The organism is Micromonospora sp. NPDC048040, assembly GCF_055587185.1.
Genome location: NZ_JBVJGT010000003.1, coordinates 339248 through 365710, shown reverse-complemented (window position 1 = coordinate 365710; position 26463 = coordinate 339248). Strand labels below are relative to the sequence as shown.

The 26463-nt window shown below is 74.6% G+C and carries 27 protein-coding genes and 2 pseudogenes; 12 read left to right on the top strand and 17 right to left on the bottom strand.

The window, feature by feature from the left end:
• Positions 1–3: 3 nt before the first annotated feature.
• Both trpB and trpC read right to left on the bottom strand, forming a co-directional pair.
• A complete protein-coding gene (trpB, locus tag ACZ6O2_RS06250; RefSeq protein ID WP_466022177.1) occupies positions 4–1242 on the bottom strand; it encodes a tryptophan synthase subunit beta in 1239 nt (412 codons plus the stop codon).
• A gap of 117 nt (positions 1243–1359) precedes the next feature.
• Positions 1360–2163, bottom strand: a complete 804-nt coding sequence (trpC, locus tag ACZ6O2_RS06245; protein ID WP_350681602.1) for an indole-3-glycerol phosphate synthase TrpC — start codon at positions 2161–2163, stop codon at positions 1360–1362.
• A gap of 488 nt (positions 2164–2651) precedes the next feature.
• Between trpC and ACZ6O2_RS06240 the strand changes: the two genes are divergently transcribed.
• Positions 2652–2909: a hypothetical protein gene (locus tag ACZ6O2_RS06240; protein WP_350709287.1), complete on the top strand. Its 258-nt coding sequence runs from the start codon at positions 2652–2654 to the stop codon at positions 2907–2909.
• On the opposite strand, the gene ACZ6O2_RS06235 is transcribed toward ACZ6O2_RS06240, so the two are convergent.
• The 6 genes and pseudogenes from ACZ6O2_RS06235 to ACZ6O2_RS06210 all read right to left on the bottom strand — a co-directional run bounded on the left by ACZ6O2_RS06235 (position 2902) and on the right by ACZ6O2_RS06210 (position 7866).
• Positions 2902–3522: a Trp biosynthesis-associated membrane protein gene (locus ACZ6O2_RS06235; protein ID WP_466022176.1), complete on the bottom strand. Its 621-nt coding sequence runs from the start codon at positions 3520–3522 to the stop codon at positions 2902–2904. The two genes, ACZ6O2_RS06240 and ACZ6O2_RS06235, sit on opposite strands and share 8 nt — an antisense overlap.
• Complete coding sequence (locus tag ACZ6O2_RS06230; RefSeq protein ID WP_466022175.1) at positions 3519–5108, bottom strand: anthranilate synthase component I; 1590 nt, start codon at positions 5106–5108, stop codon at positions 3519–3521. Before ACZ6O2_RS06230 ends, ACZ6O2_RS06235 begins: the two co-directional genes overlap by 4 nt.
• On the bottom strand, positions 5105–5542 hold the full coding sequence (gene hisI / locus ACZ6O2_RS06225; RefSeq protein ID WP_350709388.1) for a phosphoribosyl-AMP cyclohydrolase: 438 nt from the start codon (positions 5540–5542) through the stop codon (positions 5105–5107). Before hisI ends, ACZ6O2_RS06230 begins: the two co-directional genes overlap by 4 nt.
• 186 nt (positions 5543–5728) lie before the next feature.
• A pseudogene (locus ACZ6O2_RS06220) lies at positions 5729–6319 on the bottom strand (phosphoribosyl-AMP cyclohydrolase); the annotation flags it as partial.
• A gap of 159 nt (positions 6320–6478) precedes the next feature.
• On the bottom strand, positions 6479–7483 hold the full coding sequence (locus ACZ6O2_RS06215; RefSeq protein WP_466022174.1) for an aldo/keto reductase: 1005 nt from the start codon (positions 7481–7483) through the stop codon (positions 6479–6481).
• Complete coding sequence (locus tag ACZ6O2_RS06210; RefSeq protein WP_466022173.1) at positions 7480–7866, bottom strand: MerR family transcriptional regulator; 387 nt, start codon at positions 7864–7866, stop codon at positions 7480–7482. Before ACZ6O2_RS06210 ends, ACZ6O2_RS06215 begins: the two co-directional genes overlap by 4 nt.
• A gap of 108 nt (positions 7867–7974) precedes the next feature.
• Between ACZ6O2_RS06210 and ACZ6O2_RS06205 the strand changes: the two genes are divergently transcribed.
• The 3 genes from ACZ6O2_RS06205 to ACZ6O2_RS06195 are packed head-to-tail and all read left to right on the top strand — an operon-like array spanning position 7975 to position 10132.
• A complete protein-coding gene (locus tag ACZ6O2_RS06205; protein ID WP_466022172.1) occupies positions 7975–8712 on the top strand; it encodes an ABC transporter ATP-binding protein in 738 nt (245 codons plus the stop codon).
• Positions 8709–9464 carry an ABC transporter permease gene (locus tag ACZ6O2_RS06200; RefSeq protein WP_466022171.1) on the top strand — a complete coding sequence of 252 codons (756 nt, stop codon included), beginning with the start codon at positions 8709–8711 and terminating at the stop codon, positions 9462–9464. Before ACZ6O2_RS06205 ends, ACZ6O2_RS06200 begins: the two co-directional genes overlap by 4 nt.
• Positions 9465–9523: 59 nt before the next feature.
• Positions 9524–10132: a TetR/AcrR family transcriptional regulator gene (locus ACZ6O2_RS06195; RefSeq protein ID WP_350709301.1), complete on the top strand. Its 609-nt coding sequence runs from the start codon at positions 9524–9526 to the stop codon at positions 10130–10132.
• Between the two features lie 60 nt (positions 10133–10192).
• Here the strand turns inward: ACZ6O2_RS06195 and ACZ6O2_RS06190 are convergent, their stop codons facing one another.
• The gene (locus ACZ6O2_RS06190) at positions 10193–10951 is read right to left on the bottom strand and encodes a DUF2470 domain-containing protein (RefSeq protein WP_466022170.1); all 759 of its coding nucleotides are present in this window, start codon (positions 10949–10951) and stop codon (positions 10193–10195) included.
• Positions 10952–11062: 111 nt separating this feature from the next.
• On the opposite strand from ACZ6O2_RS06190, the pseudogene ACZ6O2_RS06185 reads away from it, so the two are divergent.
• A pseudogene (locus tag ACZ6O2_RS06185) lies at positions 11063–11273 on the top strand (30S ribosomal protein S4); the annotation flags it as partial.
• A gap of 17 nt (positions 11274–11290) precedes the next feature.
• Here the strand turns inward: ACZ6O2_RS06185 and ACZ6O2_RS06180 are convergent.
• The gene (locus ACZ6O2_RS06180) at positions 11291–11959 is read right to left on the bottom strand and encodes a DUF998 domain-containing protein (protein WP_466022169.1); all 669 of its coding nucleotides are present in this window, start codon (positions 11957–11959) and stop codon (positions 11291–11293) included.
• 73 nt (positions 11960–12032) lie between these two features.
• Between ACZ6O2_RS06180 and ACZ6O2_RS06175 the strand changes: the two genes are divergently transcribed.
• Positions 12033–12236 (top strand): helix-turn-helix domain-containing protein, encoded by a 204-nt coding sequence (locus ACZ6O2_RS06175; RefSeq protein WP_466022168.1) that lies wholly within the window; start codon positions 12033–12035, stop codon positions 12234–12236.
• A 6-nt stretch (positions 12237–12242) separates the two neighbouring features.
• Complete coding sequence (locus tag ACZ6O2_RS06170; protein WP_466022167.1) at positions 12243–12701, top strand: Clp protease N-terminal domain-containing protein; 459 nt, start codon at positions 12243–12245, stop codon at positions 12699–12701.
• Between the two features lie 70 nt (positions 12702–12771).
• Here the strand turns inward: ACZ6O2_RS06170 and ACZ6O2_RS06165 are convergent, their stop codons facing one another.
• Together ACZ6O2_RS06165 and ACZ6O2_RS06160 are read right to left on the bottom strand one after the other, a co-directional pair.
• A complete protein-coding gene (locus tag ACZ6O2_RS06165) occupies positions 12772–14574 on the bottom strand; it encodes an ABC transporter ATP-binding protein (RefSeq protein WP_350709304.1) in 1803 nt (600 codons plus the stop codon).
• A 114-nt stretch (positions 14575–14688) separates the two neighbouring features.
• A complete protein-coding gene (locus ACZ6O2_RS06160) occupies positions 14689–16569 on the bottom strand; it encodes an ABC transporter ATP-binding protein (protein WP_466022166.1) in 1881 nt (626 codons plus the stop codon).
• A gap of 146 nt (positions 16570–16715) precedes the next feature.
• On the opposite strand from ACZ6O2_RS06160, the gene ACZ6O2_RS06155 reads away from it, so the two are divergent.
• From ACZ6O2_RS06155 to ACZ6O2_RS06145, 3 genes are all read left to right on the top strand, one after another.
• A complete protein-coding gene (locus tag ACZ6O2_RS06155; protein ID WP_466022165.1) occupies positions 16716–17345 on the top strand; it encodes a TIGR03085 family metal-binding protein in 630 nt (209 codons plus the stop codon).
• Positions 17346–17470: 125 nt separating this feature from the next.
• Positions 17471–18421, top strand: coding sequence for a terpene synthase family protein (locus ACZ6O2_RS06150; RefSeq protein ID WP_350709310.1), 951 nt, complete (start codon positions 17471–17473; stop codon positions 18419–18421).
• A gap of 138 nt (positions 18422–18559) precedes the next feature.
• Positions 18560–20386, top strand: a complete 1827-nt coding sequence (locus ACZ6O2_RS06145) for an AMP-dependent synthetase/ligase (protein WP_466022164.1) — start codon at positions 18560–18562, stop codon at positions 20384–20386.
• A gap of 83 nt (positions 20387–20469) precedes the next feature.
• Here ACZ6O2_RS06145 and ACZ6O2_RS06140 read toward each other — a convergent pair whose 3' ends face one another.
• The gene (locus tag ACZ6O2_RS06140; protein ID WP_466022163.1) at positions 20470–21753 is read right to left on the bottom strand and encodes a low temperature requirement protein A; all 1284 of its coding nucleotides are present in this window, start codon (positions 21751–21753) and stop codon (positions 20470–20472) included.
• 61 nt (positions 21754–21814) lie between these two features.
• Complete coding sequence (yczR, locus tag ACZ6O2_RS06135; RefSeq protein WP_350709316.1) at positions 21815–23272, bottom strand: MocR-like transcription factor YczR; 1458 nt, start codon at positions 23270–23272, stop codon at positions 21815–21817.
• Positions 23273–23329: 57 nt separating this feature from the next.
• Between yczR and yczE the strand changes: the two genes are divergently transcribed.
• Entirely contained in the window at positions 23330–23983 is a 654-nt protein-coding gene (yczE, locus tag ACZ6O2_RS06130) for a membrane protein YczE (RefSeq protein ID WP_350709317.1), read from the top strand.
• Positions 23984–24201: 218 nt separating this feature from the next.
• Complete coding sequence (locus ACZ6O2_RS06125) at positions 24202–24663, top strand: hypothetical protein (protein WP_350709318.1); 462 nt, start codon at positions 24202–24204, stop codon at positions 24661–24663.
• Between the two features lie 25 nt (positions 24664–24688).
• On the opposite strand, the gene hisF is transcribed toward ACZ6O2_RS06125, so the two are convergent.
• The 3 genes from hisF to ACZ6O2_RS06110 all read right to left on the bottom strand — a co-directional run bounded on the left by hisF (position 24689) and on the right by ACZ6O2_RS06110 (position 26429).
• Positions 24689–25456: an imidazole glycerol phosphate synthase subunit HisF gene (gene hisF / locus ACZ6O2_RS06120; protein ID WP_466022162.1), complete on the bottom strand. Its 768-nt coding sequence runs from the start codon at positions 25454–25456 to the stop codon at positions 24689–24691.
• A 140-nt stretch (positions 25457–25596) separates the two neighbouring features.
• Positions 25597–26154: a DUF3558 domain-containing protein gene (locus tag ACZ6O2_RS06115; protein WP_466022161.1), complete on the bottom strand. Its 558-nt coding sequence runs from the start codon at positions 26152–26154 to the stop codon at positions 25597–25599.
• On the bottom strand, positions 26151–26429 hold the full coding sequence (locus ACZ6O2_RS06110) for a hypothetical protein (protein WP_350709324.1): 279 nt from the start codon (positions 26427–26429) through the stop codon (positions 26151–26153). Before ACZ6O2_RS06110 ends, ACZ6O2_RS06115 begins: the two co-directional genes overlap by 4 nt.
• Between the last annotated feature and the right edge of the window lie 34 nt (positions 26430–26463).

Here is a 26463-nt window from a genome sequence, read left to right as displayed (position 1 = left end):
TTCTCACTGCTCCTTGTCGAGGATGCCGAAGTAGTTGCCGGCCGTGTGGACGTCCTTGTCGCCCCGGCCGGAGAGGTTGACCACGACGGTGGGCTCCCGACCCAGCTCGGCGGCGAGCTTCGGGGCGATCTTGAGGGTGCCGGCGAGCGCGTGCGCGCTCTCGATCGCCGGGATGATGCCCTCCGTCCGGCAGAGCAGCTCGAACGCGGCCATCGCCTCGTCGTCGGTGACGGGCACGTAACTGGCCCGGCCGGTGTCGTGCAGCCAGGCGTGCTCCGGCCCGACGCCGGGGTAGTCCAGCCCGGCGGAGATCGAGTGCGACTCGCAGGTCTGGCCGTCGGCGTCCTGGAGGACGTACGTGCGGGTGCCGTGCAGCACGCCGGCGGAGCCGCCGGTGATGCTGGCCGCGTGCCGCCCGGTCTCCACCCCGTCGCCGCCGGCCTCGAAGCCGTAGAGCCGCACGTCGGGGTCGCCGACGAAGGCGTGGAAGATGCCCAGCGCGTTGGAGCCGCCGCCGACGCAGGCGGTGACCGCGTCCGGCAGCGCGCCGGTCAGGTCGAGGCACTGCTGGCGCGCCTCGTCGCCGATGCCGCGGACGAAGTCGCGGACCATCGCCGGGAACGGGTGCGGCCCGGCGGCGGTGCCGATCAGGTAGTGGGTGTCGTCGACGTTGGCGACCCAGTCCCGCATCGCCTCGTTCATCGCGTCCTTGAGGGTGCGCGAGCCGTTGGTGACCGGGACGACGGTGGCGCCGAGCATGCGCATCCGCGCCACGTTGAGCGCCTGCCGCTCGGTGTCGACCTGACCCATGTAGACCACGCAGTCGAGGTCGAACAGGGCGGCGGCGGTGGCCGTGGCCACACCGTGCTGGCCGGCGCCGGTCTCCGCGATCACCCGGGTCTTGCCCATCCGCTTGGTCAGCAGCGCCTGGCCGAGCACGTTGCGCACCTTGTGCGCCCCGGTGTGGTTGAGGTCCTCCCGCTTGAGCAGCACCCGCGCGCCGGCCTTGGCGGAGAACCGCTGGGCCGCGTAGAGCAGCGAGGGCGTGCCGGCGTAGTCGCGCAGCAGGGCCGCGAACTCCGCCCGGAACGACTCGTCGGCCATCGCCGTGCGGTGCGCGGCGTCCAGCTCGTCGAGCGCCGCGACCAGCGCCTCCGGTACGAACCGGCCGCCGAACCGGCCGAAGTGACCGGCGGAGTCGGGCTGCGGACCGGCCGGGGCGGCCAGCGCTTCGGCGCTCATGCCCGCACTCCGCTTCGCTCCGTGCCGCCATGAGACACCACCGCACTGAACATGATGATTCGCTCGCTGCGCTCGCTCATGGGATCGTCCTCTCGGTGCTGACGAACCGGCGCGGGATCAGCGCACCGGGCGGGGCGTTGCCGGGTGGTTGCCGGCGTTGACCAGCTCGGCCACCGCCTCGCGGGGGCTCTTCTGGGTGACCAGGCCCTCGCCGACCAGGACCGCGTCGGCGCCCGCCGAGGCGTACCGGATGAGGTCGTGCGGACCACGCACCCCCGACTCGGCGATCTTGACGACGCTGCTGGGCAGGCCGGGCGCGATCCGCTCGAACACCGAGCGGTCGACCTCAAGGGTACGCAGGTTGCGGGCGTTGACCCCGATGACCTGGGCGCCGGCCTCCAGCGCCCGGTCGGCCTCCTCCTCGTCGTGCACCTCGACGAGCGCGGTCATGCCGAGCGACTCGATCCGCTCCAGCAGGCCGACGAGGGCGTTCTGCTCCAGGGCGGCGACGATCAGCAGCACCAGGTCGGCGCCGTGCGCCCGGGCCTCGTGCACCTGGTAGCTGGAGACCACGAAGTCCTTGCGCAGCACCGGGATGTTGACGGCGGCGCGGACGGCGGCCAGGTCGTCGAGCGAGCCGCCGAACCAGCGCCCCTCGGTGAGCACGCTGATCGCCCGCGCGCCACCGGCGGCGTAGTCGCCGGCCAGGTCGGCCGGGTCGGCGATCTCCGCCAGCCGCCCCTTGGACGGCGAGGAGCGCTTCACCTCGGCGATCACCGCGACGCCCGGCTTGCGCAGGGCCGCGTACGCGTCCAGCGGCGGCGGCGCGGCGGCGGCCAGTTCGCGGATCCGCTCCAGCGGAACCTGCTCCTGTCGCCGGGCGACGTCCTCACGCACGCCGGCCAGGATCTCGTCGAGCACGCCTAGGGACGCCGCCGGACCGGCCTCGTCCCCCTCCGCGTGCGCATGCTCAGCAGTCACCAACGGACTCCCCTCTCCGGGTGTCATGGGCCGATGCTAGGGGGCGCCACCTGGCGACGGGTGCCGGGGGTATGGCGTGCCTCACGAGATGGGCTGCGGCATAATGGCCGACTTCCGGTGAACGGGACGTCACGCAGGGCGACCGCGCCCATCGACGTTTGTCACCCCGTCTCGTCGCCCCACCGCGCGGGACATCGGCCCGATCCTGTCCACTCCCGTGCCCGGCCGCCCGGCGCGGCCACGGCGGGACGCCGACCCCCCCCTGTGACCTAGCTCAAGGGCGAACGGCCCTTTCCCTGGTCACGGGCCGGACGGAGAGTTGACGTGTCGGTCACCACGGCGAAACGTGAGCCAGCCAGCATCTCTCTCGGGCAGACTCGATGTCGCGCCTGCCCCACCGACACCAACGATCTCCGTGCGGGGTGATCATGAGCACCGTCGAGCCCAACCAGACCATCGGACTGACGACCATCTCGCGTACCGTCGCGTCGCTCGCCGCCGGCGTGGTCCACACCCTGGAGCGCGCGGTGGTCGGCGAGGCCCGGATGCGGACCGCGCGCGGCAACGCCTGGGAGGCCGTCTGCGCCGACCGGGCCCGCGCCGACCAGCGGGCCGAACTGGACCGCCTGGTGGCGGAGCTGACGGCCGCCCGGGCCGCCGCCCGCGACCGCCAGCCCGTCAGCTGACCGTCGGATCCTCGCCGCGGTCCAGCGCGTCCCACGCCTCCGTCGTGCGCCGGCCGGTGACGCGACCGTCCTCGCCCCGGGCGGCCGGCGCGCCGCCGCCCCGGGCCGGCCGCTCGTAGCGGGCGCCCATCGCCGGCCACCACCGGCCCCGCAGCGCGGTCAGCAGCCCGCCCGCCGCGGCGAGCACCCCGCCGACCAGGCAGAGCGCCGGCCAGTGCCGGCTGACCTCACCGTCGAACCCGGCGACCAGGCCGTAGCCGCCGCCGGCCGCCACCGCCACGCCGAGCCCGCACAGCAGCGCGCCCAGCAGCCGCCGCGACCGGCCCCGGGTGGCGAGCACCGCGCCGCCCCCGGCCAGCCCCACCAGGGCCAGCGCCGGCAGCCACGGCAGCAGGCCCGCGCCCGTGCGCGCGTCACGTACCGGCGGCAGCGGGGTGGGCCGGGCGGTCAGTTCGACCGCCCAGGTGCGGGTCGACGCCCAGAACGCCAGGCCCGCGCCGGCCACACAGAGCAGCACCGCGTACGTCAGCTCGCGCCGGCCCGCGACGGCCCGCGCGCGCTCCTCGACCTCGGCCGCCCCCGGCTCGTGGCCGCGCGGCTGCGCCGCCGTCATCGGGCGGGCCGGAGGGTCTCGGCGGCGGCGATCGCGGCGAGCACCGCGGCGGCCTTGTTCCGGGTCTCCTGGTCCTCGGCGGCCGGGTCCGAGTCGGCCACCACCCCCGCCCCGGCCTGCACGTACGCCCGGCCGTCGCGCATCAGCGCGGTGCGGATGGCGATCGCCATGTCCAGGTCCCCACCGAAGCCGAAGTAGCCGACGGTGCCGCCGTAGAGGCCGCGGCGGACCGGCTCCAGCTCCTCGATGATCTCCATCGCCCGCACCTTCGGCGCGCCGGAGAGCGTGCCGGCGGGGAAGGTCGCGGCGAGCGCGTCGAACGCCGTGCGGTCGTCCCGCAGCGTGCCGACGACGGTCGAGACGATGTGCATGACGTGGCTGTAGCGCTCGATGGTGGCGAACTCCGGCACCTCCACGGTGCCCGGACGGCACACCCGGCCCAGGTCGTTGCGGCCCAGGTCGACCAGCATCACGTGCTCGGCCCGCTCCTTGGGGTCGGTGAGCAGCTCCGCGGCGAGCCGGGCGTCGGCCTCCGGGCTGGCGCCGCGCGGCCGGGTGCCGGCGATCGGGTGCAGCAGCGCCCGCCGCTGCCCCTCCGCGTCGGCGGTCACCTTCAGGTGCGCCTCCGGGGAGGAGCCGACGATGTCGAAGCCGTCGAAGCGCAGCAGGTACATGTACGGGCTGGGATTGGTCGTGCGCAGCACCCGGTAGACGTCCAGCGGGTCGGCGTGCGTCTGCCGCTCGAACCGCTGGGCCAGCACGATCTGGAAGCACTCGCCGGCCCGGATCGCCTCCTTCGCCGCCTCCACCGCCTTCGGGTAACCGCCCTCGGGCGTGCGGCTGCGCACCTCCCCGGCGGGCGGCCGGTCGACGGTGGACACCATCGGCGGGATGGGCCGGGACAGGGCGGTGGTCATCGCGTCGAGCCGGCCGACCGCGTGGTGGTACGCGGCCGCGACCCGGGCCTCGCGGTCCGGCTCGTCCAGTGGCGGCAGGATCGCGTTGGCGACCAGGATCGCCGAGCCGTCGTAGTGGTCCAGCACCACCAGGTCGGCGGCGAGCATCATGCCCAGCTCGGGCAGGCCCAGGTCGTCCTCGGTCAGCTCGGGCAGCCGCTCGAACCGGCGGATCAGCTCGTAGCCGAGGTAGCCGACCATGCCCCCGGTCAGCGGCGGCATGCCGCTGGCCGCGTCCCAGGCCGGGCCGGCGAGGGCGTCGACGGTCTCGCGCAGCACCCGGACCGGGTCGCCGGAGGTGGGCAGGCCGGCCGGCGGCTGCCCGGTCCACACGGCGGCCCCGTCCCGCTCGGTCAGCGTGGCGCTGCTGCGTACGCCGATGAACGAGTACCGCGACCAGGCCAGCCCGGCCGAGCCGACGCCCTGCTCGGCGGACTCCAGCAGGAACGTTCCCGGACCGCCGGCCAGCTTGCGGTAGACACCGACCGGCGTCTCCGCGTCGGCGAGCAGCCGCCGGGTGACCGGGACGACACGCCAGCGGGCGGCCAGCTCCGTGAAGGAGGCCACGTCGGGGCTGACCGCGCCGTCGGTCCGGGACCCGCCGCCGGGCGTCGCGCGCTGCGCCGTCACCGGGCCCCCGCCTCTTCCCCGCTGACCGGCAGCTCCGTGAAGAAGCAGGTGCGGTGCCCGGTGTGGCAGGCCGCGCCGACCTGGTCGACGTCGACCAGCAGCGCGTCGCCGTCGCAGTCCAGGGCGACCGAGCGGACGTACTGGTGGTGCCCGGAGGTGGCGCCCTTGACCCAGTACTCCTGGCGGCTGCGCGACCAGTAGGTGGCCCGCCCGGTGGTCAGGGTGCGGTGCAGCGCCTCGTCGTCCATCCAGGCGACCATCAGAACCTCGCCGGAGTCGTGCTGGCGGACCACCGCGGCCACCAGGCCGTCGGGGGTGCGGCGCAGCCGGGCGGCGATGGCCGGGTCGAGCCGGGACGCACGGGCCGGGCCGCCGGCCGCGGGCTCCTGCGGAGTGGGGTGGACGCCGGTCACCGGCGCGTCAGGTACGGGCACAGTGACCCATTGTCCCGCACGCGGGGCGGGCACCGGCGACGGCTCCCGCCGGGGGCGCGGCGGCCGGCCGGCGGGCCGGGTCAGCTGGTCGACGTAGCGGTCCAGCCGGCCGTCGACCAGGGCGTCGGCCAGGTCCGCGCCGGCGACCCCGGCGATCTCGGCGGCGTACGGGCGGATCAGCGGCAGGGAGCCGGCGACCAGGCGGGCCGCGGCGGCGCAGACCTGCCCGACCGAGCCGGGGCGCAGCCCGAGGCAGAGCAGCATGTCCTCCCGGTAGTTCGGCGGCGCCACCGGCAGGTCGAGGGCGGCGGCGAAGGCCTCCCGGCGGGAGGCCACCCGGACCGTCGGGTTGGCCGGCCGCAGCACGGACGGGCAGAGCCGGGCCAGGTCGGCGGCGGCCAGCCGGACGCCGAGGTGGTCGTCGGCGTCCCGCGCGCCCGCCACCTTGCCGAGAGTGGCGATCAACTCCTCCAACTGCGGCTCGCCGGCCGGCTGGCAGAGCACCGGCAGGTCGATCCGGACCCGCCAGTGCGGATCCGCCCAGAGCAGCCGGGCCGGCGCCGTCACCGGCAGCCCGAACGCCCAGTCGGCCGGCTCGCCGAGCCGGCTCAGCCAGGAACGCACGTCGCGGGCGGCCACGGAGACGTGGGTCAGTCGCCCGGCGTGCTCCGCCAGGTACGCCCGGTGGGCCGCGTACGGGGCGCCACCGAGCAGCACGTCGACGTCGACGTCGCTGTGCGCGGTGGCGGCCCGCCGGGCGTGGCTGCCGCGCAGCATGATGCCGACGACGGGCTGCTCGGCGCCGGCCCGCAACCGGGCGGCCCATTCGCGGAGGAACCCCTCGTCCGGTGACGGAGCGTGACCCACGGCGCCATCGTGCCGTACGCCCGATCGGTGCGCAATGCCCGATGGCGGACCCGGTGTCCGGTCCGAAGGCTAATGCCCGACGAACCTCATCGACGCCTCGGGGTACCGTTCGCCGGCCGCCGCGCCCGGCGGCACCGCCTCGCCCAGCCGGGACCGCTGCGTCGGGGTGAGCCGGATGTCGGCCGCCGCCGCGTTCTCCTCCAGCCGGTGCGCCCGTCGGGTGCCCGGGATCGGGAAGACGTCCCCGCCCTGGGCGAGCAGCCAGGCCAGGGCGGCCTGGGCCGGGGTGCAGCCGATCTCGTCGGCCACCGCCCGCACCTCGTCGACCAGCTTCAGGTTGGCGTCGAGGTTGCCCTCGGCGAAGCGCGGCGCCGCCCGGCGCCAGTCGTCGGCGGCGAGCTGCTCCCGGCTGGTGATCGCCCCGGTCAGCAGCCCCCGCCCCACCGGCGAGTACGCGACCAGCGCCACCCCCAGCTCCCGGCAGGTGGCCAGCATCTCGCCCTCGACGTCCCGGCTGAACAGCGAGTACTCCATCTGCACGGCGGTCACCGGGTGCACCGCGTGCGCCGCACGCAGAGTCGCCGGGCTGACCTCGGACAGGCCGATGAGCCGCACCTTGCCGGCGGCCACCTGCTCGGCCATCGCGCCGACCGTGTCCTCGATCGGGGTGGCCGGGTCGCGCCGGTGCAGGTACCACAGGTCGATGACGTCCACCCCGAGCCGACGCAGGGAGGCGTCGCACGCCGTGCGCGCCCAGGCCGGGCTGCTGTCCACGTACGCACCGGGGCTGCCGGTGGCGCCGGAGCCGTCGCCGCGCAGCCGGTTGCCGAACTTGGTGGCCAGGAAGACCTCGTCGCGGCGCGCCCGCACCACCGGGAAGAGCAGTTCCTCGTTGCGGCCCCGGCCGTACATGTCGGCGGTGTCCAGGTGGTTCACGCCCAGGTCGAGCGCCCGGTGCAGGGTCCGGGTCGACTCGGCGTCGTCGGCCCCGCCGTAGGCGAAACTCATCCCCATGCAGCCCAGCCCGATCGCGGAGACCTCCGGCCCGGCCGCGCCCAGCCGACGGCGGATCATCGGCACCCCTCCGCCCGGCGGTAGTTGTCGATCTTGTAGTTGAGCACCTTCAGGTCCTCCTCCAGCTCGGCCATCCGGCTCAGCACGCGGGAGCGGTGCGCCTCGAACAGCGCCCGCCGGGCGGCCAGGGTGGCGTCGCCCTGCCGGGCCAGCTCGGCGTAGCGGCGCATGTCCCGCACGGGCATGCCCGTGCGGCGCAGCCGGGTGAGCAGGAACAGCCAGTCGACGTCCCGTTCGGTGTAGCGGCGGCGCCCGGCCGAGTCCCGCCCGACCGGGGCGACCAGCCCCTCCTGCTCGTACCAGCGCAGCGTGTAGGTGGTCAGGCCGACCCGCTCGGCCGCCTCGCCGACGGTGAGGGTCGTTTCCCACGTGCTGATGTCCACGCCCCCAGGCTTCCAGTTCGAGTACACGCGAAGTCAACCGTTGCGGCCCGGAAGACATCTCCACTAGCGTCGAGTTCAACAGCCGTTGAGTTTCCGGGGAGGTGGGCGATGGACGAGGCGATCGCCGTCCGTGACCTGGTCGTCGACCGGGGCGGGTGGCGGGTGCTGCACGGCATCAACGCGTCCGTGCCGCGCGGCCGGGTCACCGGCCTGCTCGGGCCGAGCGGCAGCGGCAAGACGACGCTGATGCGCGCGATCGTCGGAGTGCAGGTGGTCGGCGCCGGCTCCGTCACCGTGCTCGGGCGCCCCGCCGGAACGCCGGAGCTGCGCCGCCGGGTCGGCTACCTCACCCAGGCGCCCAGCGTCTACGCCGACCTCACCGTGCGGGAGAACGCGCGCTACTTCGCCGCCCTGCACGGCCGGGGCCGGGCCGACGCCGACCGGGCGGTCGCCGACGTCGGGCTCGCCGGGGCGGCCGGCCAACTCGTCGGCAACCTCTCCGGCGGGCAGCGCAGCCGCGCGTCCCTGGCCTGCGCGCTGGTCGGGGAGCCGGAGGTGGTCGTCCTCGACGAGCCGACGGTCGGCCAGGACCCGGTCCTGCGGGCCGACCTCTGGGCCCGGTTCCACGCCATGGCCGCCGCCGGCACCACCCTGCTGGTCTCCAGCCACGTGATGGACGAGGCGGCCCGCTGCGACCGGCTGCTGCTGATCCGCGAGGGGCGGCTGATCGCCGACGACACCCCGGACGCGGTGCGCGCCGCCGCCGGCGTCGACGACCTGGACGAGGCGTTCCTGCGGCTGATCAGGGCGGGCGAGGCGGGCGCCGCCGGACGGGAGGCGTCGTGAACCCGCGGATCCTGGCCGCCACCACCGGCCGCATCCTGCGCCAGCTGCGGCACGACCGGCGCACCGTGGCGCTGCTCGTGGTGGTGCCGTCGGCGCTGCTCGCCCTGGTCTACTTCATGTACGTCGACCAGCCCGCCCCGCCGGGGCAGCCGTCGACGTTCGACCGGGTCGCCCTGGTGATGCTCGGCTTCTTCCCCTTCGTGATCATGTTCCTGGTGACCAGCATCGCGATGCTGCGCGAGCGCACCACCGGCACCCTGGAGCGGCTGCTCACCACCCCGCTGGGCAAGCTCGACCTGCTCTTCGGCTACGGCATCGCGTTCGGGCTGGCCGCGGTCGTCCAGGCCGTCATCGCGTCCGCCGTGGCGTACGGGGTCTTCGACCTGGACACCGCCGGCAGCAGCGGTCTGGTGATCATGATCGCCGCGCTGAACGCGGTGCTCGCGGTCGCGCTCGGGCTCTTCTGCAGCGCCTTCGCCCGCACCGAGTTCCAGGCCGTACAGTTCATGCCGGTCGTGGTGGTGCCCCAGTTGCTGCTCTGCGGGCTGTTCGTGCCCCGGGGCGAGATGGCCGGCTGGTTGCAGGCGGTCAGTGACGTGCTGCCGCTGTCGTACGCCGTCGAGGCGCTGCAGGAGGTGGGCGCGAACGCCGAGCCGACCGCCACCATGTGGCGGGACATGGCGGTCGTCGCCGGCGCGGCGGTGCTGGCGCTGGTGCTCGCCGCGGCCACCCTGCGGCGGCGCAGCGGCTGACGCCACCGGCACCCGCCCCGGTGGGACCGGCGGCGGACGACGACGAGCGAAGGGCGGCGATGGCGCGGCGGACCGGACGGCGACCCGGCAACCCGGACACCCGGGAGGCGATCCTCGGGGCCGCCCGCGCCGCCTTCGCCGAGCGGGGTTTCGACGGGGCCTCGATCCGGGCCATCGCCGCCGCCGCGCAGGTGGACCCGGCGCTGGTGCACCACTACTTCGGCAGCAAGGACCAGCTCTTCCTGGCCGCGATGCACGCGCCGGTCGACCCGGGCGAGCTGCTGCCGAAGGTGCTCGCAGGGGACCGGGAGGGCCTCGGGGAGCGGCTGGTCCGCACGTTCCTGGGCGTCTGGGACTCCCCGGCCGGCACCGCCGGGGTAGCCCTGCTGCGCTCGGCGGTGAGCAACGAGTGGACCGCCCGCCTGCTGCGGGAGTTCCTGGTCAGCCAGGTGCTCCGCAAGGTCCTCGACCAGCTCGACGCCGACCCGGCCGAGCTGCCGCTGCGGGGCTCGCTGGTGGCCAGCCAGATGATCGGGCTGGCCATGATGCGACACGTGGTCCGGCTGGAGCCGGTCGCCTCGGCCGCCCCGGAGACGCTCGTCGCGGCGGTCGGCCCGACGGTGCAGCGCTACCTGACCGGCGACCTCGCCGAGGTCTTCGCCGGCTGACCCGCGCCGGCACCCCTGGCCGGCCGAGCGGCACCCGGCGGCGGGCCAGCCGCGGCGGGCTCAGGCGTGGTCGGCGTGCCGGGAGGCGGCGTGGCGGCAGAGCATCGGGGGCAGGAGGCGGGCCAGCTCCTCCTCGCCGTCGAGCGGGCGCGGGAACGCCAGGCGGGCCCGCCGGCGGGCGCCGGGCCGGCCGTGGTCCACCAGCAGGCCGTACCGGTCGATCCGGACCACCCGGGGCGCGGCGTCCGGGGCGCTGTCGGCCAGGCCGAGCTGCCGCCGCAGGTAGGCGGCCACCTCGGCCGCGTGGTGCTCGGCGAGGTCGGCCAGCAACCCGGCCTCGACCGCGTGCAGGGGGTCCGGCTCGGCCTCGGCGTACGCCGTGGGGTCGATCCGGCGCACAGCGTCGGCGCGTTCCCAGCGGGCCTCGGCCACCTCGAAGCGGTGCAGCCGGAACCGGGTGCCGACGTCGAGCAGGTCGCCGGTCGGCTCGACCGCCGCGAAGTCCAGCGCGGCCCGGCGTTCCTCCGCGCCCTCGAGGCGGGTCGCCCAGCCGGAGACCCAGGCCCGGCCGAGGCTCGGCGCGCCCGCGGCGGGCGGCAGGTCGAGCACGTCCAGCACCAACGCCACGTCGGACTCGCCGTCGGCGGGCCGCAGTGCGGCGGCGAGGTCGCTGACCACCGGCACCAGCAGCAGCACCCGCCCGTCCGGGTCGGTCACGTGCCGGACCTGGTGCGGGCCGGGTCGGTGCGCGACGTGGGCGATGCCGGGCAACCGGCCCGCGACAAGGGTACGGACGATCTCCGCCGGGCTGGGCCGCATGACACGACCTCCTTTGGTTAGGCTTACCTAACCCGGAGACTAGAGCACCGGTCCGGGGACGTCCAGCGTGACCACCCCGGGCCCAAGGCCCGGCTCTCCCGCGCCCTCGGCATCCCGCTCATCCCAAGTGCGTGCGACACCTCGAACGGCGCCCCTTCCCGCCCGGCGTGCACGGGCGGCAGCGCCGCAAGACCTCGGACTACCAGGTGCGGCTGCTGGAGAAGCAGCGCCTGCGCCACCAGCACAACGTCAGCGAGACCAACTGCGGCGCACGTTCGACTTGTGTGCCGGGATTGTCGGCTGCCCATCGTCCAAGACCGGCTTTCGCAAGCCCTTCGGCTAGCCGACACGGACGCCTGGCCTTGATCGTGCATCGCTGCGCAGTACCTCCCGGGCGAGCAGGGTCAGCCATAACCAGGCCACGACGATCATGACCCGCTGAAACAGGCCGCCGAACGCTACGAGGTCCTGCGACTGAGCGAAGGCGGCGCTCGACAGTCCGAGTGCGATGAGGACGACGATGGCCGTTATGGACGAGTAGAACGCCCAGCCCCACCGGTTGTAGGCGACGAACCGGCGGGTGAATGCGATGCAGGCCGCTGTGATTGCGATGAAGGCGACCAGCGATACGCCGTCGTGCAGGGCCGCCTTGGTGCCGCTGTAGGCGGGCAGCCGGTCCGGGCTGCCGGGTGGGTACCCGCTGACCGGGTCCGTGGCGAACAGCCCTGCGCCGACGAGGCCGAGCGCCCACACGCCGACAAGGAGGGGGCCCCACAGCCGGCCAGGTCCTGCGCGCAGAGTCCGCCGGAGTCCGACGGCGAACACGGCGGTCAACGCGCCGGCGACCAGGAACGTTGCCGTCTGCACCCAGCCGTGGTCGCCGAGGGCGAGGGAACTGACCGGATGGCGCTGCGGATCGTAACCGTCCCGGGCTGCGCCCTGGATCAGGAAGCTGAGCACGAACAGCGGGCCGGCGGCGATACCGCAGATGAATAGGGCCTTCAACATGGAACTCCTCGCGTTGTCGAGGTCTGTCAGTCTGGATTGACAACGCGGCGCCTGTCAATCCAGACTGACAGACATGGAGGAGTCCGAACTGGTCGCCCGATTGCGGTCCCATGATCCGGCCGTGTTGCTTCGAGCCGTCGGTGCCCTGCACCGGCTCGCCGAGCAGGTCGAGGCTGCCGCGGTTGCCCGCGCCCGGGCCGAAGGCTGGTCCTGGGAGCAGATCGGCGACGCCCTCGGCGTCTCACGCCAGTCCGCCCATACCAAGCATGGAAAGTGAGTTGCCATGTTCGAACGATTTACGGCTGGTGCCCGAGCCGCGGTTGCGGCGCACGCACCGGCGGAGGCGCGTAGGCGTGGCGACCGGCGCGTCGGCACGGAACATCTGCTCCTCGGAGTGCTCCATGACGCAGAGGCGGCCCAGACTCTCGGCGTCGACGTCGAATCGGCGCGGTCCGCGCTCGCCGCTTTGGACGAGGCGGCTCTTGCCGCAATCGGCGTTGACGCCCGTGGCGTCGAGCGGGCCACGATTCCCGAACCGTCGAAACGGTTGCCGTTCACGTCCGGCGCGAAGGCCACGCTGTCCCGGGCTCTCGCCGTGGCCAGACGCACCGGCGCGCGTCGGATCACCGCTCTCCACCTGCTGTCCGGGCTCCTGACCGGTGACCGCACCGACCCCGCAACGGACGTATTGACCGAACTCGGCGTAGACCGCGCAGCTGTCGGCGCCCGTCTTGCGCGGTAGCCGTCGCGTCAGCACGTCCCGTCCGGGCCGCGGTGGACGCGTTCGGCGCGCCGGCCGCGGCCCGGGCGGGTCAGCGGGTCTGCTCCAGCCAGGAGGCGTAGAGCAGGCCGTAGACCGACTCCGGGTCGCGGACCAACTCGTCGTGCGGGCCGCGCTGCACGATCCGGCCCCGGTCCACCACGATCACCTCGTCCGCGGACTGCGCCGTGGAGAGCCGGTGCGCGATGGCGAGGGTCGTCCGCCCCCGCGTCACCGCGTCCAGGGTGCGTTGCAGCCGCACCTCGGTGGCCGGGTCCACCGCGCTGGTCGCCTCGTCCAGCACCAGCAGGTCCGGGTCGGCCACGTACGCGCGGGCCAGCGCCACCAACTGCCGCTCCCCGACGCTCAGCGCCTCGCCCCGCTCCCCCACCGGGGTGCGCAGGCCCGCCGGCAGCCCCTCCAGCCAGTCGGCCAGACCCAACTCCGTGAAGGCCGCGGCGAGCTGCTCGTCGGTCAGCTCGGGGCGGGCGAAGCGGACGTTCTCCGCCACGGTGGCGTCGAAGAGGAAACCGTCCTGTGGCACCATCACCACCCGCGACCGCAGCGAGGCGAACCGGACCTGCTCCAGCGGCACCCCGGAAAGCAGCACCCGGCCGGCGGTCGGGTCCATGAGCCGGGTCAGCAGCTTGGCGAACGTGGTCTTGCCGCTGCCGGTCTCGCCGACCACCGCCACCCGGCTCTTCGCCGGGATCTCCACGTCGATCCCGTGCAGCACGGGCGGGCCGCCCGGGTAGGCGAAGCCCACCCCCGCGAAGCGGATGTCCAGCGGGCCGGGCGGCAGCTCGCGCCCCTGCTCGCCGGGGTCGGCGACGTCCGGCGCGACGTCCAGCACGTCCAGCACCCGGCGCCAGCCGGCGATGGCGTTCTGCGCCTCGTTGAGCACCTCCGTGGCGATCTGCACCGGCTGGATGAAGAGGGTGACCAGGAAGAGGAAGGCGGTCACCTCGCCGACGCTCAGGGTGCGGTCGGCGCCCAGGGTCACCCCGAGCACCACCACGCCCGCGAGGGCCAGCCCGGCGGCCAGCTCACCGACGGAGCTACCCATGATGCTGATCCTGATCGCCCGCTGCTGCGCCCGCCGCTGGCCGTCGATCGCCTCGTCGAGCCGGCGCGCGGTGCGCCCGGCGATCCCGTACGCCCGGATGACCGGCGCGCCGACCACGCTCTCCCCGATCGCGCCGAGCAGCGCTCCCGTGCGCTGCCGGACCACCCCGTACGCCCCGGCGAGGCGGCGCTGGAGCACCCGGATCACGAGCACGGCGGGCAGGAAGGCGGCGTAGACGACCAGGGTCAACTGCCAGGAGTACGCCAGCATCACCAGCGTGGTGACCACCAGCTGGCCGAGGTTGATCACCAGGATCACGCCGCCCCACTGGAGGAACTGGGTGATCTGGTCGACGTCGCTGGTCACCCGCGACACCAGCGAGCCGCGCCGCTCGGACTGCTGGTGCAACATGGAGAGGTCGTGCACGTGCCGGAACGCCCGTACCCGCACGTTGGCCAGCGCGGTCTCGCTGACCGTGAACAGCCGGCGCATCATCAGGTAGCCGCAGACCGTGGTCACCACCAGCACGGCGGCGGTGGCGGCGACCACCGTCCAGACCACGGTCAGGTCCAGACCACCGACGATGCCGTTGTCGATGCCCTGCTGCACGGCCACCGGCACGGCCGCCCGGCCGACCATGTAGACCAGGGCCAGGCCGAGCGTGCCGGCCAGGCCGACCCGCAGCTCCGGGGAGAGCGCCAGGCCCCGCCGCAGCGTCCGCCAGGTCGTCTCGGTCACCTCGGCCGTCTCGGCCGACTCCGCCTTGCGCTCGGTCGTGGTCGCGCTCATCGGCCCCGCCTTTCGTTCGCGACTGCGGGGCTCCGCTCCGCTGCACTCCTCGCGCTCACCGGGCCCGCCTCTCGTTCGCGACTGCGGGGCTCCGCTCCGCTGCACTCCTCGCGCTCACCGGTCCACCTCGATCTCCAGGCCCGAGTTCAGCGGGGCGACCTCGTCGTACGTCTCGTCCTTGGCGTGGTCGACCTCGGCCTGCTCGTAGGCGGTGACCAGGTCGGCGTAGCCGGGCACGGTGGCGAGCAGCTCGGCGTGCGTGCCACGGGCGACCACCCGACCCTGCTCCAGGTAGACCACCTCGTCGGCCAGCGCGATGGTGGCCCGCCGGTAGGCGACCACCAGGATCGACGCGGCCGGCGCGCCGGGCTCCCCGGCGGAGGACCGCAGCCCGGCCAGGATGGCCGCCTCCACGCGGGGGTCGACGGCGCTGGTCGCGTCGTCGAGGACGAGCAGGCGTGGCCGGCCCGCGAGCGCGCGGGCCAGGGTGAGCCGCTGCCGCTGCCCGCCGGAGAGCGAGGTGCCCCGCTCGCCGACCTTCGTGTCGAGGCCGTCGGGCAGTGCGGCGACGAAGCCGTCCGCCTCGGCGAGCCGCAACGCGGCCCAGACGTCGTCGTCGCCGATGCCCGGCCGGTCCAGGGTGATGTTGGCCCGCACCGTGTCGTCGAAGACGAACGGCACCTGGGCGACCAGCGCGGCGGTGCGGGCCAGCGAGGCGGCGGTGAGCCGGCGCACGTCCACCCCGTCCAGGGCGACCGTGCCGGCCCGGGGGTCGACCAGCCGCACGGCCAGCGAGGCGATCGTGGACTTGCCGGCGCCCGTCGGCCCGACCAGTGCGACGGTCTTCCCCGCGGGCACGGTGAAGGAGACCTCGCCGAGCACCTCCGTGCCGGGCAGGTGCGCCTCAGCGGGCTCGTAGCCGAACCGGACGCCGGTAAAGGTGAGGGGGGCGGGGCGGAGGTCGGCCGGGTCGAGCGTCGTGTCGCCGTACGGCATCTCGCCGGTGGCGTCGAGGACCCGGCGGACCCGGTCCCAGCCGGCGACGCTGCGCGGCAGCTCCGCCAGCACCCAGCCGATGGCCCGGACGGGGAAGGCCAGCACGGTGAAGAGGAAGGCGACGCTGACCAGCTCGGCGACGCTGATCGCGCCCTGCCGCAGCCGGAACGTGCCGACCACCAGCACCGCGAGGGTGCCGAGGCTGGGCAGGGTCTCCAGCACGGGGTCGAAGACGCCGCGCAGCCGCCCCACCGACACCAGCGCGTCGCGCAGCTCGCCCGCGCGGGCGGCGAACCGGTCCGTCTCCTGGGCCTCCCGGCCCATCGTCTTGACCACCAGCGCGCCGTCGAAGCTCTCGTGGGCGATGCCGCTGACCTCGGCGCGCAGCCGCTGGGCCCGCGCCTGGCGGGGGGCCATCCGGCGCGAGTAGGCGACGTTGAGCGCGAAGAGCGCCGGGAAGACCGCCAGGCCGACCAGGGCCAGCGCCCAGTCGGTGGCGAAGAGCGAGGCCACCGCGCCGACCAGCATCACCAGGGTGCCGACCGCGAACGGCAGCGGGGCGATCGGGTGCCAGGCGGCCTCGACGTCGGAGTTGGCGTTGGACAGCAGGGTGCCGGTGGCGTTGCGGTGGTGCCAGGACAGCGGCAGCTCCAGGTAGCGCCGGGTGACCCGGCGCCGGTAGGCGGCCTGGAGGCGGTACTGCATGTAACCCGCGCCGAGCCGGCGGCCGAAGATGCCGGCCACCCGCAGCACGCTGATGCCGAACAGCGCGACGGCGGCCAGGGCGAGCGCCCCGACCCCGACCGAGCCGCGCTCGATCGCCGGGACCACCACGTCGCCGACCACCGCGCCCACCACGAACGCGCTGGCCACCGTCATGGCGCCGAAGAGCACGCTGCCGGTCACCGCGACCGCGAAGATCCGCGGCTGCTCCCGGATGGCCACCCCGAGGACGACCAACCCCCGACCGAGCACGTCCCGACTTGTCCTGCTCGCCACGCTCTCCCCCGCCGTAAGCCGCAATTATCTCCCTCATCCTTACCGGTCGGGGCCAGCTCCGCCGCCCCGGGCCGCTATGTCCGCCGTCACGGCCGGCCCGCCGCGCCGGCGCGCCGACCCGGGCGCCCGCGCTTACGATCGATGCCATGCCGCGGTACGCCCGATCGGAGCGCGAGGCGCTCGCCGACCTGATGCTCACGCTGGGACCGGACGCTCCGACGGTCAACGAGGGATGGACGACCCGCGACCTGGCCGCCCACCTGGTGCTGCGCGAGCGCCGCCCGGACGCCGCCGGCGGCATCCTGCTGCGGCCCCTGCGCGGGTACGCCGAGCGGGTGCGCCGGCACATCGCGGCGCGCCCCTGGCCCCACCTCGTCGAGCAGGTGCGCCGGCCACCGGTGTGGAGCCCGGTCAGCAACCCGGTGACCGACGAGCTGGCCAACACGATGGAGTTCTTCATCCACCACGAGGACGTGCGCCGCGCCCGTCCGGGCTGGCTCCCGCGCGACCTGGCCGCCCGGCTCCAGGCGGCACTGTGGACGCGCGCCGCCGGGCTGGCCCGGCTGGCACTGCGCCGGTTCCCGGCCGACGTCTTCGTGCAGGCGCCGGGCTACGGCGCGCTCTCCGTCGGCCGGGGCGGCGAACCCGTCCGGGTGGTCGGGGCACCCGGCGAACTGGTTCTCTTCCTCTCCGGCCGGCAGCGGGTGGCCCGGGTGCAGATCGACGGGCCGGCGGCGCTGGCCGACCGGCTGCGCAACACCCACCTGGGCATGTGACGGACTGCACGGAAGCGGTCACCATATCGCCGGCAGGACGCCTCTCCCCAACGACCGCCGCCGATCCCCCCTCCCGTACGCTGTCCCGCGCCGTCCCGCCCGGGGGCGGCGCGACAGGGGGCGCCATGCGGACCTTCGCACTCTCGGCGCTGCGGGAACCCCCTTTTCCCGCGCGCCGGCACGACGCCACGGATCAGGTGGCACAGGAGAGCACCGAGTGGGTGCTCGGCCACGGCCTGATCGCTAGCGGGCACCGACTCGACCGGCTGCGCCGGGCCGACGCCGCCGGCCTCGCCGGTCGGGCCTGCCCGGAGGGGCCGGTCGACCGGCTGCGGCTGCTCGCCGACCTGATCTCCTGGCTGTTCGTGATGGACGACGCCTGCGACGAGGACGGCCTCGGCGACGGCCCCACCCGGCTGGCGCCGACCGTCGCCGCCATGCTGGACGTGCTGGACCGGCACGGCGACCCGGTGGCGCCCGCCGGCGCCGCCGGCCCGCTGGGCGACGCGCTGGCCGACCTGTGCCGGCGCGTGCGCGCCGCCGGGACGCCGGCGGTGCTGCTGCGCTTCACCAGCCAGGTGCGGGAGTACCTGCTGGCGCTGCTCTGGGAGGCCGCGAACCGCGAGCACGGCCGGGTGCCGGAGCTGGCGGAGTACGTCCAGATGCGCCGGCACACCGGCGCGGTCCACCCCAGCTTCACCCTCACCGAACTGGCCGCCGGCGGTCGGCCGGAGGCGGCCGCCCGCGCCGAGCCCACGCTGGTCACGCTCGACCTGCTCGCCGCCGACCTGGTCTGCTGGTGCAACGACGTCTTCTCGTACGGCAAGGAGAACCTCGCCCAGCCGGACGGCCACAACCTGGTGGCCGTCATCGCCGCCGGGCGGTCCGGCGGCGACGAGCCGTCGGCCCTGCGGGCGGCGGCCGACCGGTTCAACGAGTCCCTGGCGGCCTACCTGGCGACGGAGTCGGCCCTGCTGGCCACCGGCGACGAGGGCCTGCGACCGGCGGTGCTCGCCCGCCGCAACTGGATCCGGGCCACCTACGACTGGTCGCTGCGGGCCGCCCGGTACGCCTGAGGGTGTTCCAGGTCCCGGGACGTGGCCCAGCCGTGATCGACCGGGGCTGGCCGACGCCCGGGGTGCAGGCAATACTCTTCGGTAACGAATACTGACGTGACGACCGTCACGCCTCCACCCCCGAAGGCGGCTACAGCGATGGCTCTCGATGTACCGTACCGCTCCATCCCGGACATGTTCCTCAAGCGCGTGGCGGCGTCCCCCGACCGCGACGCCTTTGCCCACCCGGCCTCCGACGACTCGGGGCCGGTCTGGTTGACCTGGGCACAGGTGGCCCGCCGCGCCAAGGCGGTCGCCGCCGGGCTGCACGGGCTCGGCGTCGGCCAGGAGGATCCGGTGGCGATCCTGGCCAACACCCGGCTCGAATGGGTGCTCGCCGACCTCGGCATCATGTGTGCCGGGGGCGCGACCACCACCGTCTACCCCACCACCGAGCCGGAGGACGCGACCTACATCATCGCCGACTCGGGCTCCCGGGTGCTGTTCGCCGAGAACCCGGCCCAGGCCGCCAAGATCGCCGGAGCCGACCTGCCGGCCCTGACCCACGTGGTGCTCTTCGACGGCGCGGCCGACCCGTCCGCCGCCGTCCCGCAGCTCACCCTCGCCGAGCTGGAGGAGCAGGGCGCCCGGGCGCTGGCCGCCGAGCCCGACCTGATCGAGATGCTGGTCGCCGGGATCGGCCCCGACCACCTGGCCACCCTGATCTACACCTCCGGCACCACCGGGCGCCCGAAGGGCGTCGAGCTGCTGCACGGCGGCTGGTGCTGGGAGGGCGTGGCGCAGGCCGAGCTGGGGCTGCTCCGCGACGACGACCTGCAGTACCTCTGGCTCCCGCTGTCCCACTCGTTCGGCAAGACGCTGCTCTGCGGGGTGATCCACGTGGGCCTGCCGACGTACGTCGACGGGCGGGTGGACAAGCTGGTCGAGCTGCTCGCGGTGGTGAAGCCGACGCTGATGTGCGGCGCGCCGCGGGTCTTCGAGAAGGTCTACAACAAGGCGGTCACCACGGCCCAGGACGCCGGCGGCGCGAAGGCGAAGATCTTCGCCTGGGGCGTGCGGGTCGGCAAGGAGAGGGTCGCCCTGGAGCAGGCCGGCAGGCTGGTCCCGACGGGGCTGAGGCTGAAGTACGCGGTGGCCGAGAAGCTGGTGTTCAGCAAGCTCCAGGCCCGCCTCGGCGGCCGGATCCGGGTGCTCGTCTCGGGCGCCGCCCCGCTCAGCGCGGAGATCGCCACCTTCTTCGCCGCCGCCAACCTGCCGATCTCCGAGGGCTACGGCCTCACCGAGACCAGCGCGGGCAACTTCGTCAACCCGCCGGACGGGCTGCGGATCGGCACCGTCGGCAAGGCGTTGGGTGATCTGGAGTGCCGGATCGACACCGACGGCGAGATCCTCGTCCGCGGCCGGCCGGTCATGCGCGGCTACCACAACCTGCCCGAGGAGACCGCCGCCGCGTTCACCGAGGGCGGCTACTTCCGCACCGGCGACATCGGCACGCTGGACGCCGAGGGCTACCTGAAGATCACCGACCGGAAGAAGGACCTGGTCAAGACCTCGGGCGGCAAGTACATCGCGCCCTCGCACATCGAGGGGATGTTCAAGGCGACCTGCCCGTACACCTCCCAGGCGGTGGTGATCGGCCAGGCCCGCAACTACTGCACGATGCTGGTCACGCTGGACCCGGACGCGATCAGGGGCTGGGCCGCCGGCACCCCGCTGGAGGGCCGCGACTACGCCGAGATCGTCGCCTCGCCCGAGGCGCAGGCCATGGTCGAGGAATACGTCGCGGAGCTCAACGCCAAGCTCAACCGCTGGGAGACGATCAAGAAGGTCGCCATCCTGCCGCGCGACCTGACCATCGAGGACGGCGAGATCACCCCGTCACTCAAGATCAAGCGCAGTGGGGTGGAGAGCAACTTCGCCGCCGAGATCGAGAAGATGTACGCCGGCACGCTCGCCGAACTCTGAGCACGCCGCGTCGGTGGCCCCGCGCCCGCCGGGCACGGGGCCACCGTCCGTCACAGGTGGTGGCCCCGCCACCTCCGGCGGGGTCAGCGGCCGGGCTCGGGCCCGGCGCCGTGCGCGGCCAGCGACGCGTCCCGCAGGGCTCGCCGGTCCTCGCCGAAGAGCCGCACCTCGGCCGCCACCATGCCGACGCAGACGACGGCGAGCACCGCGAGCGCGGCCAGCGCCGGCAGCCGGTCGGCCAGCGGCACGAGAGCGACCAGGAGCACCACCGTCACCGCCCGTGGCCAGTTCACCGAGCCCATGTTGCGCAGCCGGAAGCCCAGGTGCCCGAGCAGGTAGAGCACCACCCCGCCATAGAGGGCGTAGAGGCCCAGGCCGTGCAGCGGGTCGGTGAGGTCGTGCGCGCTGCCGTCGCCCACGTACGACAGGACCTTCTTGAAGCCGAGCGCGAGCAGGATGATGCCGACCACCATCGGCAGGTGCAGGTACGTGTACGAGTCCCGGCCCAGCGCGGCGCGAGCCGCGCCCTCGGCCCGGTGCAGCACCTGCTCCGCCGCGATGGCCACCACGTCGAAGTACGCCCACCACAACGCGGCCGTCACGGTGATGGCCAGCACGGAGGCGACGATGATCGGCCAGGAGATCGGCAGGTGCGTGACGCCGACGCCGATGGCCACCAGCGACTCCCCCAGCGCCACGATGATGATCAGCCCGTGCCGCTCGGTCCAGTGCGCGGCCGAGAAGATCCGCCAGCCATCCGCCCCGATGGCCATGATCCCGCCGTAGTCCACGGCCAGCGCGAGCACCCACAGCGCCGTACGGATGGTGGAGACCCGGGCCGGGTCGTCGGCGACCTGCTGCGGCAGCAACGCGGCGGAGAAGAGCAGCAGCGCCCCGCCCAGCATGGGCAGCACCGCCCGCAGCAACTGCCGGCGCAGCCCCTCGTCGCCACGCGCGGCGTGCCAGTAGATCACCAGGTGCAGCACACGCACGACGAGGTAGCACGCGGCGAAGACCACCGGCCCCGAGAGCCCGCCGGGCAGGTCGTCGAAGGCCTCCGGGATGGTCACCGCGACCACGAACATGGCGGCCATGACCGCGAACAGGGCCACCCGGACGACGCCCTCGTCGGCCCGGACCGTGTTGCCGAGCCACGCGTAGCAGCACCAGCACCACCAGAGCAGTGCCAGCACGAGCAGGCCACGCAGCAACCCACGCCCGGTGAGGTCGTCCGCCATCAGGGCGGTCACCTGGGTGAGCGCGTAGACGAAGACCAGATCGAAGAAGAGTTCGAGCGGGGTCACGGTGGACCCCTCCCGCATGACCCGCATGCGCGGCGCGCGCCGCGTCGTACTACCTGTCGCCACGGCGCACAGTCTGGCAGCCGCCTGCGGTGGAGAGTGTCCCGGCCGGGCCGGCGTCCCGGCGTCAGGCGATGACGGCCGGTTCCCGCCACTGCGGCCGGCCGCCGCGGTCCAGGTCGTACCGGACGGCGGCGATCCGCCCGACCGCCTCGACGAGGTCGCCGACGGGCAGGGTGAACGGCAGCCGCAGGAAACGCTCCAGCGTGCCGTCCAGGCCGAACCGGGGACCAGGCGCCAGCCGTACGCCGACCTCCTCGCTGGCCCGGGCGAGCGCGCTGGAGATCGGGCCGTCGAGTTCGGCCCACAGGGTCACGCCGCCGTGCGGCACCGTGACCCGCCACTCGGGCAGGCGCTGGGCGAGCGCCGCCAGCAGCGCGTCGCGCTGGGCCGTGAGCTGCGCCCGACGCGCGGCGACGATGGCCGGGGCGTCGGCGAGCAGGTGGACCGCGACCAACTGGTCCAGCACCGGGCTGGCCATGTCGACGCCGACCCGGGCGGCGGCCAGCCGCTGCACCTGCGGGGCCGAGGCGCGCACCCAGCCGATCCGCAGGCCGCCCCAGAAGGGCTTGCTCATCCCGCCGATGGTGACCACGCGGGAGTGCCGGTCGAAGCTGGCGGTCGGCGGGGGCAGCACCGTCCCGTCCAGGGGCAGGTCGACGAAGGACTCGTCGACGACCAGGTCGGTGCCGACGGCGTGCGCGGTGCCGACCACCCGCTCGCGCAGCGACGCCGGCATCAGGTGGCCGGTCGGGTTCTGGAAGTCCGGGATCAGGTACGCCAGCTTGGGCCGGGCCTGGCGGAGGCTGCCGAGCAGCAGGTCGGCGTCCCACCCGGGCTCGTCGACGGCGAGGCCGTGGGTGGTGATCCGGGCCCGCCGGGCGGCCAGCGCGGCCAGCGCGTTGGGGTAGCTGGGCGCCTCGACCAGCACGTTGCCGCCCGGCGCGAGCGACAGGCGCAGCACCAGGTCCAGCGCGTGCTGGGTGCCGTTGGTGACCATGATCTGGTCGGGCGAGGTGGGCAGGCCACGCTCGGTGTACGCGCGGGCCACCGCCTCACGCAGCTCGATGATCCCGGTCGGGTGGTAGCCGGCGCCGCCCAGGTAGCGCGGCAGGTCCTCGGCGGCGGCTCGGGCGGCCGGCAGCAACTCCGGCGGGGCGGCGAGCGCGGCCACGCCGAGATCGATCATGTCCCGGTCGTCCAGCGGGGTCCACAGGCCCGTGCTCGCCACCCGGTGGGTGCCGGGGAGCATGGTCCAACTGCCGGCACCGCGCCGGCTGGCCAGGTGGCCGCTCTCCCGCAGCTCCCGGTACGCGGCGGTGACCGTGGTCCGGCTGATCTTCAACGCCTCGGCGAGCTCCCGCTCGGCCGGCAGGCGTACGCCGAGCGGCAGCCGGCCGTCGGCGAGCAGGCCCCGCACGGCACCGGCCAGGGCGGCGTAGTCGGGGCTGCGGCGGCGGCCCGGAAGCGCATGCCACTGGCCGAGAAGGCGAGCCAATTGCGCACCCCGAACCTGACTCGTCATGCCACCCCTCCGACATTGGCTCTTCCATCTCGCCAATTGGACCCTAGAGTGGCATGGGTGGCAGCGATTGGCAATCTCCGGCATCGTCCCGCGCGGCGGCTGACCCAGCTCTACGCGGGGCTCGTCCTCTACGGCGTGAGCATGGCCCTCATGATCAACTCCGGGCTGGGCCTCGACCCGTGGGACGTGTTCCACCAGGGCCTGGCCGAGCTGACCGGCCTCTCCTTCGGCACGGTCACCATCGCGGTGGGCGCACTGGTGCTGCTGCTCTGGATCCCGCTGCGCCAGCGCCCCGGCCTCGGCACGGTGAGCAACGTCCTGGTGATCGGGCTGGTGGTGGACGCGACACTGGCCCTGCTGCCGGCCGGCGGGCCGCTCGGCGTACGGATCGGGCTGCTGGTGGCCGGCATCGTGGCCAACGGCGCGGCCACCGGCCTCTACATCGGCGCCCGCCTCGGCCCCGGCCCCCGCGACGGCCTGATGACCGGCTACGTCGCCCGGCGGCCCGGCCGGTCGATCCGGCTGGTCCGCACCGTCATCGAGGTCACCGTGCTGGCGCTCGGCTGGCTGCTCGGCGGGACGGTCGGCGTCGGCACGGTCGCCTACGCGCTAGCCATCGGCCCGCTGACCCAGGTCTTCCTGCCGCTGTTCACCGTCCCCGAGCCGGCGGAGGTCGCCCCGGGCCGGGTCGAGCCGCTCCCCGCGGCCTGACCGGTCCCACCGCGGCGAACGACTCCCGGCGCCCCGGACCCTCCCGGCCCGGACCGGTCACTCCGCTCCGGGCGACCCGACCGCTCCGCCGCGACGGGCACTCCCGGCGACCGACCCCACCGCGAGACCTCGTCCGCAGGCGGCCACGAACCCCTGTTCCGGGAGGCCCGCCCGTCCTCGGTGTTCCCTTCGGCCGCCACGCCCGGCAGAATCCTGGCATGGGGGAGAACGGTTGGCGCTGGACCGATGCCTGGATCTTCGTCTCGCTGGTGATCGCCAGCGGTGCCGGCCGGCACCGCCGGGCCGCGTCCAGCCGCCGGCCCGAGGGCGTGCGCCTCGCCGACGTGCTCTCCACCGCCGACCACCTCAACCAGGCGATCCCCGAGCGACACGAGGTGGAGGCGGCGGTCCGCCGCCTCGTCGGAGCCGGGCTGGTCAGCGTCACCGACGGCTGGTTCCGGATCACCGCCGACGGTGAACGGCTCTGGCGCACCCGACCGAGCGCCGGGCTGGCCACGACGGTGGACACGGTGCAGGGCGTGCTCAGCCGGCGGCACACCCCGGTCAGCGCGGAGTGGCACCTCGACGAGGAGGAGCACGCCGCGGCCGTCCAGGAATACGTGGTGCGGTCGATCCCGGCGCCCCGGCGCTCCCCCGAGAACCGGTCCCGCCCGGACTGACCCCGCCCGACGACCCGGGCCCCGGTCAGCGGACCGGGTGGCCGGCTCCGCGCAGCGCGTCCTTGACCTCGGCGACGGTCAGCTCCCCGAAATGGAAGACGCTGGCGGCGAGCACCGCGTCCGCGCCGGCGCCGACGGCCGGCGCGAAGTGCGCCACCTCGCCCGCGCCACCGCTGGCCACCACCGGCACGTCGACCACCCGGCGCACCGCGCCGATGAGTTCGAGATCGAAGCCGGCCTTGGTGCCGTCGGCGTCCATCGAGTTGAGCAGGATCTCCCCCGCGCCCAGCTCGGCGCCCCGCCGGGCCCAGTCGACCGCGTCCAGCCCCGTGCCGCGCCGGCCGCCGTGGGTGGTCACCTCGAAGCCGCTGGGCGTGGTGCCGGCCGGCGCGCGCCGCACGTCGAGCGAGAGCACCAGCACCTGCCGGCCGAACCGGTCGGCGATCTCGGCGATCAGCTCGGGGCGGGCGATCGCGGCGGTGTTCACCCCGACCTTGTCCGCGCCGGCCCGCAGCAGGGTGTCGACGTCGGCGACCTGCCGGATGCCGCCGCCGACGGTCAACGGGATGAAGACCGACTCCGCGGTGCGGCGAACCACGTCGAGCATGGTGCCGCGGTCGCTGGAGGAGGCGGTGACGTCGAGGAAGGTCAGCTCGTCCGCGCCGGCCCGGTCGTACACCGCGGCCAGCTCCACCGGGTCGCCGGCGTCGCGCAGGTCGAGGAAGTTGACCCCCTTGACCACCCGCCCGGCGTCCACGTCCAGACACGGGATCACGCGTACCGCCACCGTCATGCCGCGAGCCTATCCTTCCCGGTGACGGCGCTGACCGGCCCTGTGAGGCCGACCACCGCCGTCGCCACGGGTTCCCCGCCCTGCCGGAGGTGTCCGGAGGGTGCCCCTCCGCACGCCCGGACGAGCATCCCGCCCACCGCTCAGAGCCGTCCCGCCACCGTACGGGCCACCCGCTCCAGCGGCGCGCGGTTCTCCGCCGGGTCGTTGAGCCGCACCAGGCGCACCGACGCCCAGACCCCCGACCGGTGCACGAAGACGGCCTCGTGGCTCGCGTACGCCTCGTCGCCGACCCCGGCCAGCGGCCGCAGCTCGTGGCCGAGGTCCCGCTCGATGTCCAGGAATTTCCTCGCGCCCTCGCCCACGAAGATCTCCACCTGGGCCGTCGGCCCGCTGGTCGGCCCGGTGTAGGTGCAGGTCTCCCGCACCGGCTGACCCTCCTCCAGCGGGGTGCCGGCGAGCTGTTCGGCCTCCCGCCGGGACACGAGCGCGCACGGGTCCGGGGCCGACGCCGCCGGCGTCGGGGAAGGCTCGGCGGCCAGGGTCCCGGCGACCACCGCCTCCGGGGTCGCCTCGACACCGGCGACGGGCGGGGTCTCCTCCGTATCCCCGCAGCCGGCCACCGGCCCGGCCGTTGCGAGCAGCCCGGCCAGCAGCAGCACGGACCGCCGGTGACGACGGATCTGCTTCGGTACGGTCACGGTCGGTCTCCTCCACTCCACGGCGCCGGGGCGTCCGGCACGGTGATCCACTCGGCCGGGGCCAGCCGGTCGACACGCCAGCCGGCGGCGGCGGCCGCCTCGGCCACCGTCTCCGCGTCGGGCCCCTCGACCAGCGCCAGCGCCACGTCGTCGGCCGGGATCCGCAGCGCGCCCCGCAGCCGGGTGACGCCGGTGCTCAGCGCGCCGGCCGGCACGTCGGCGCACTCCCCCGGAACGCGGTCGTAGCGTTCGAGGACGAAGAGTCGGGTGGCCATGCGTCGACGCTAGGCCCGCCCGACGCCGGGGTAA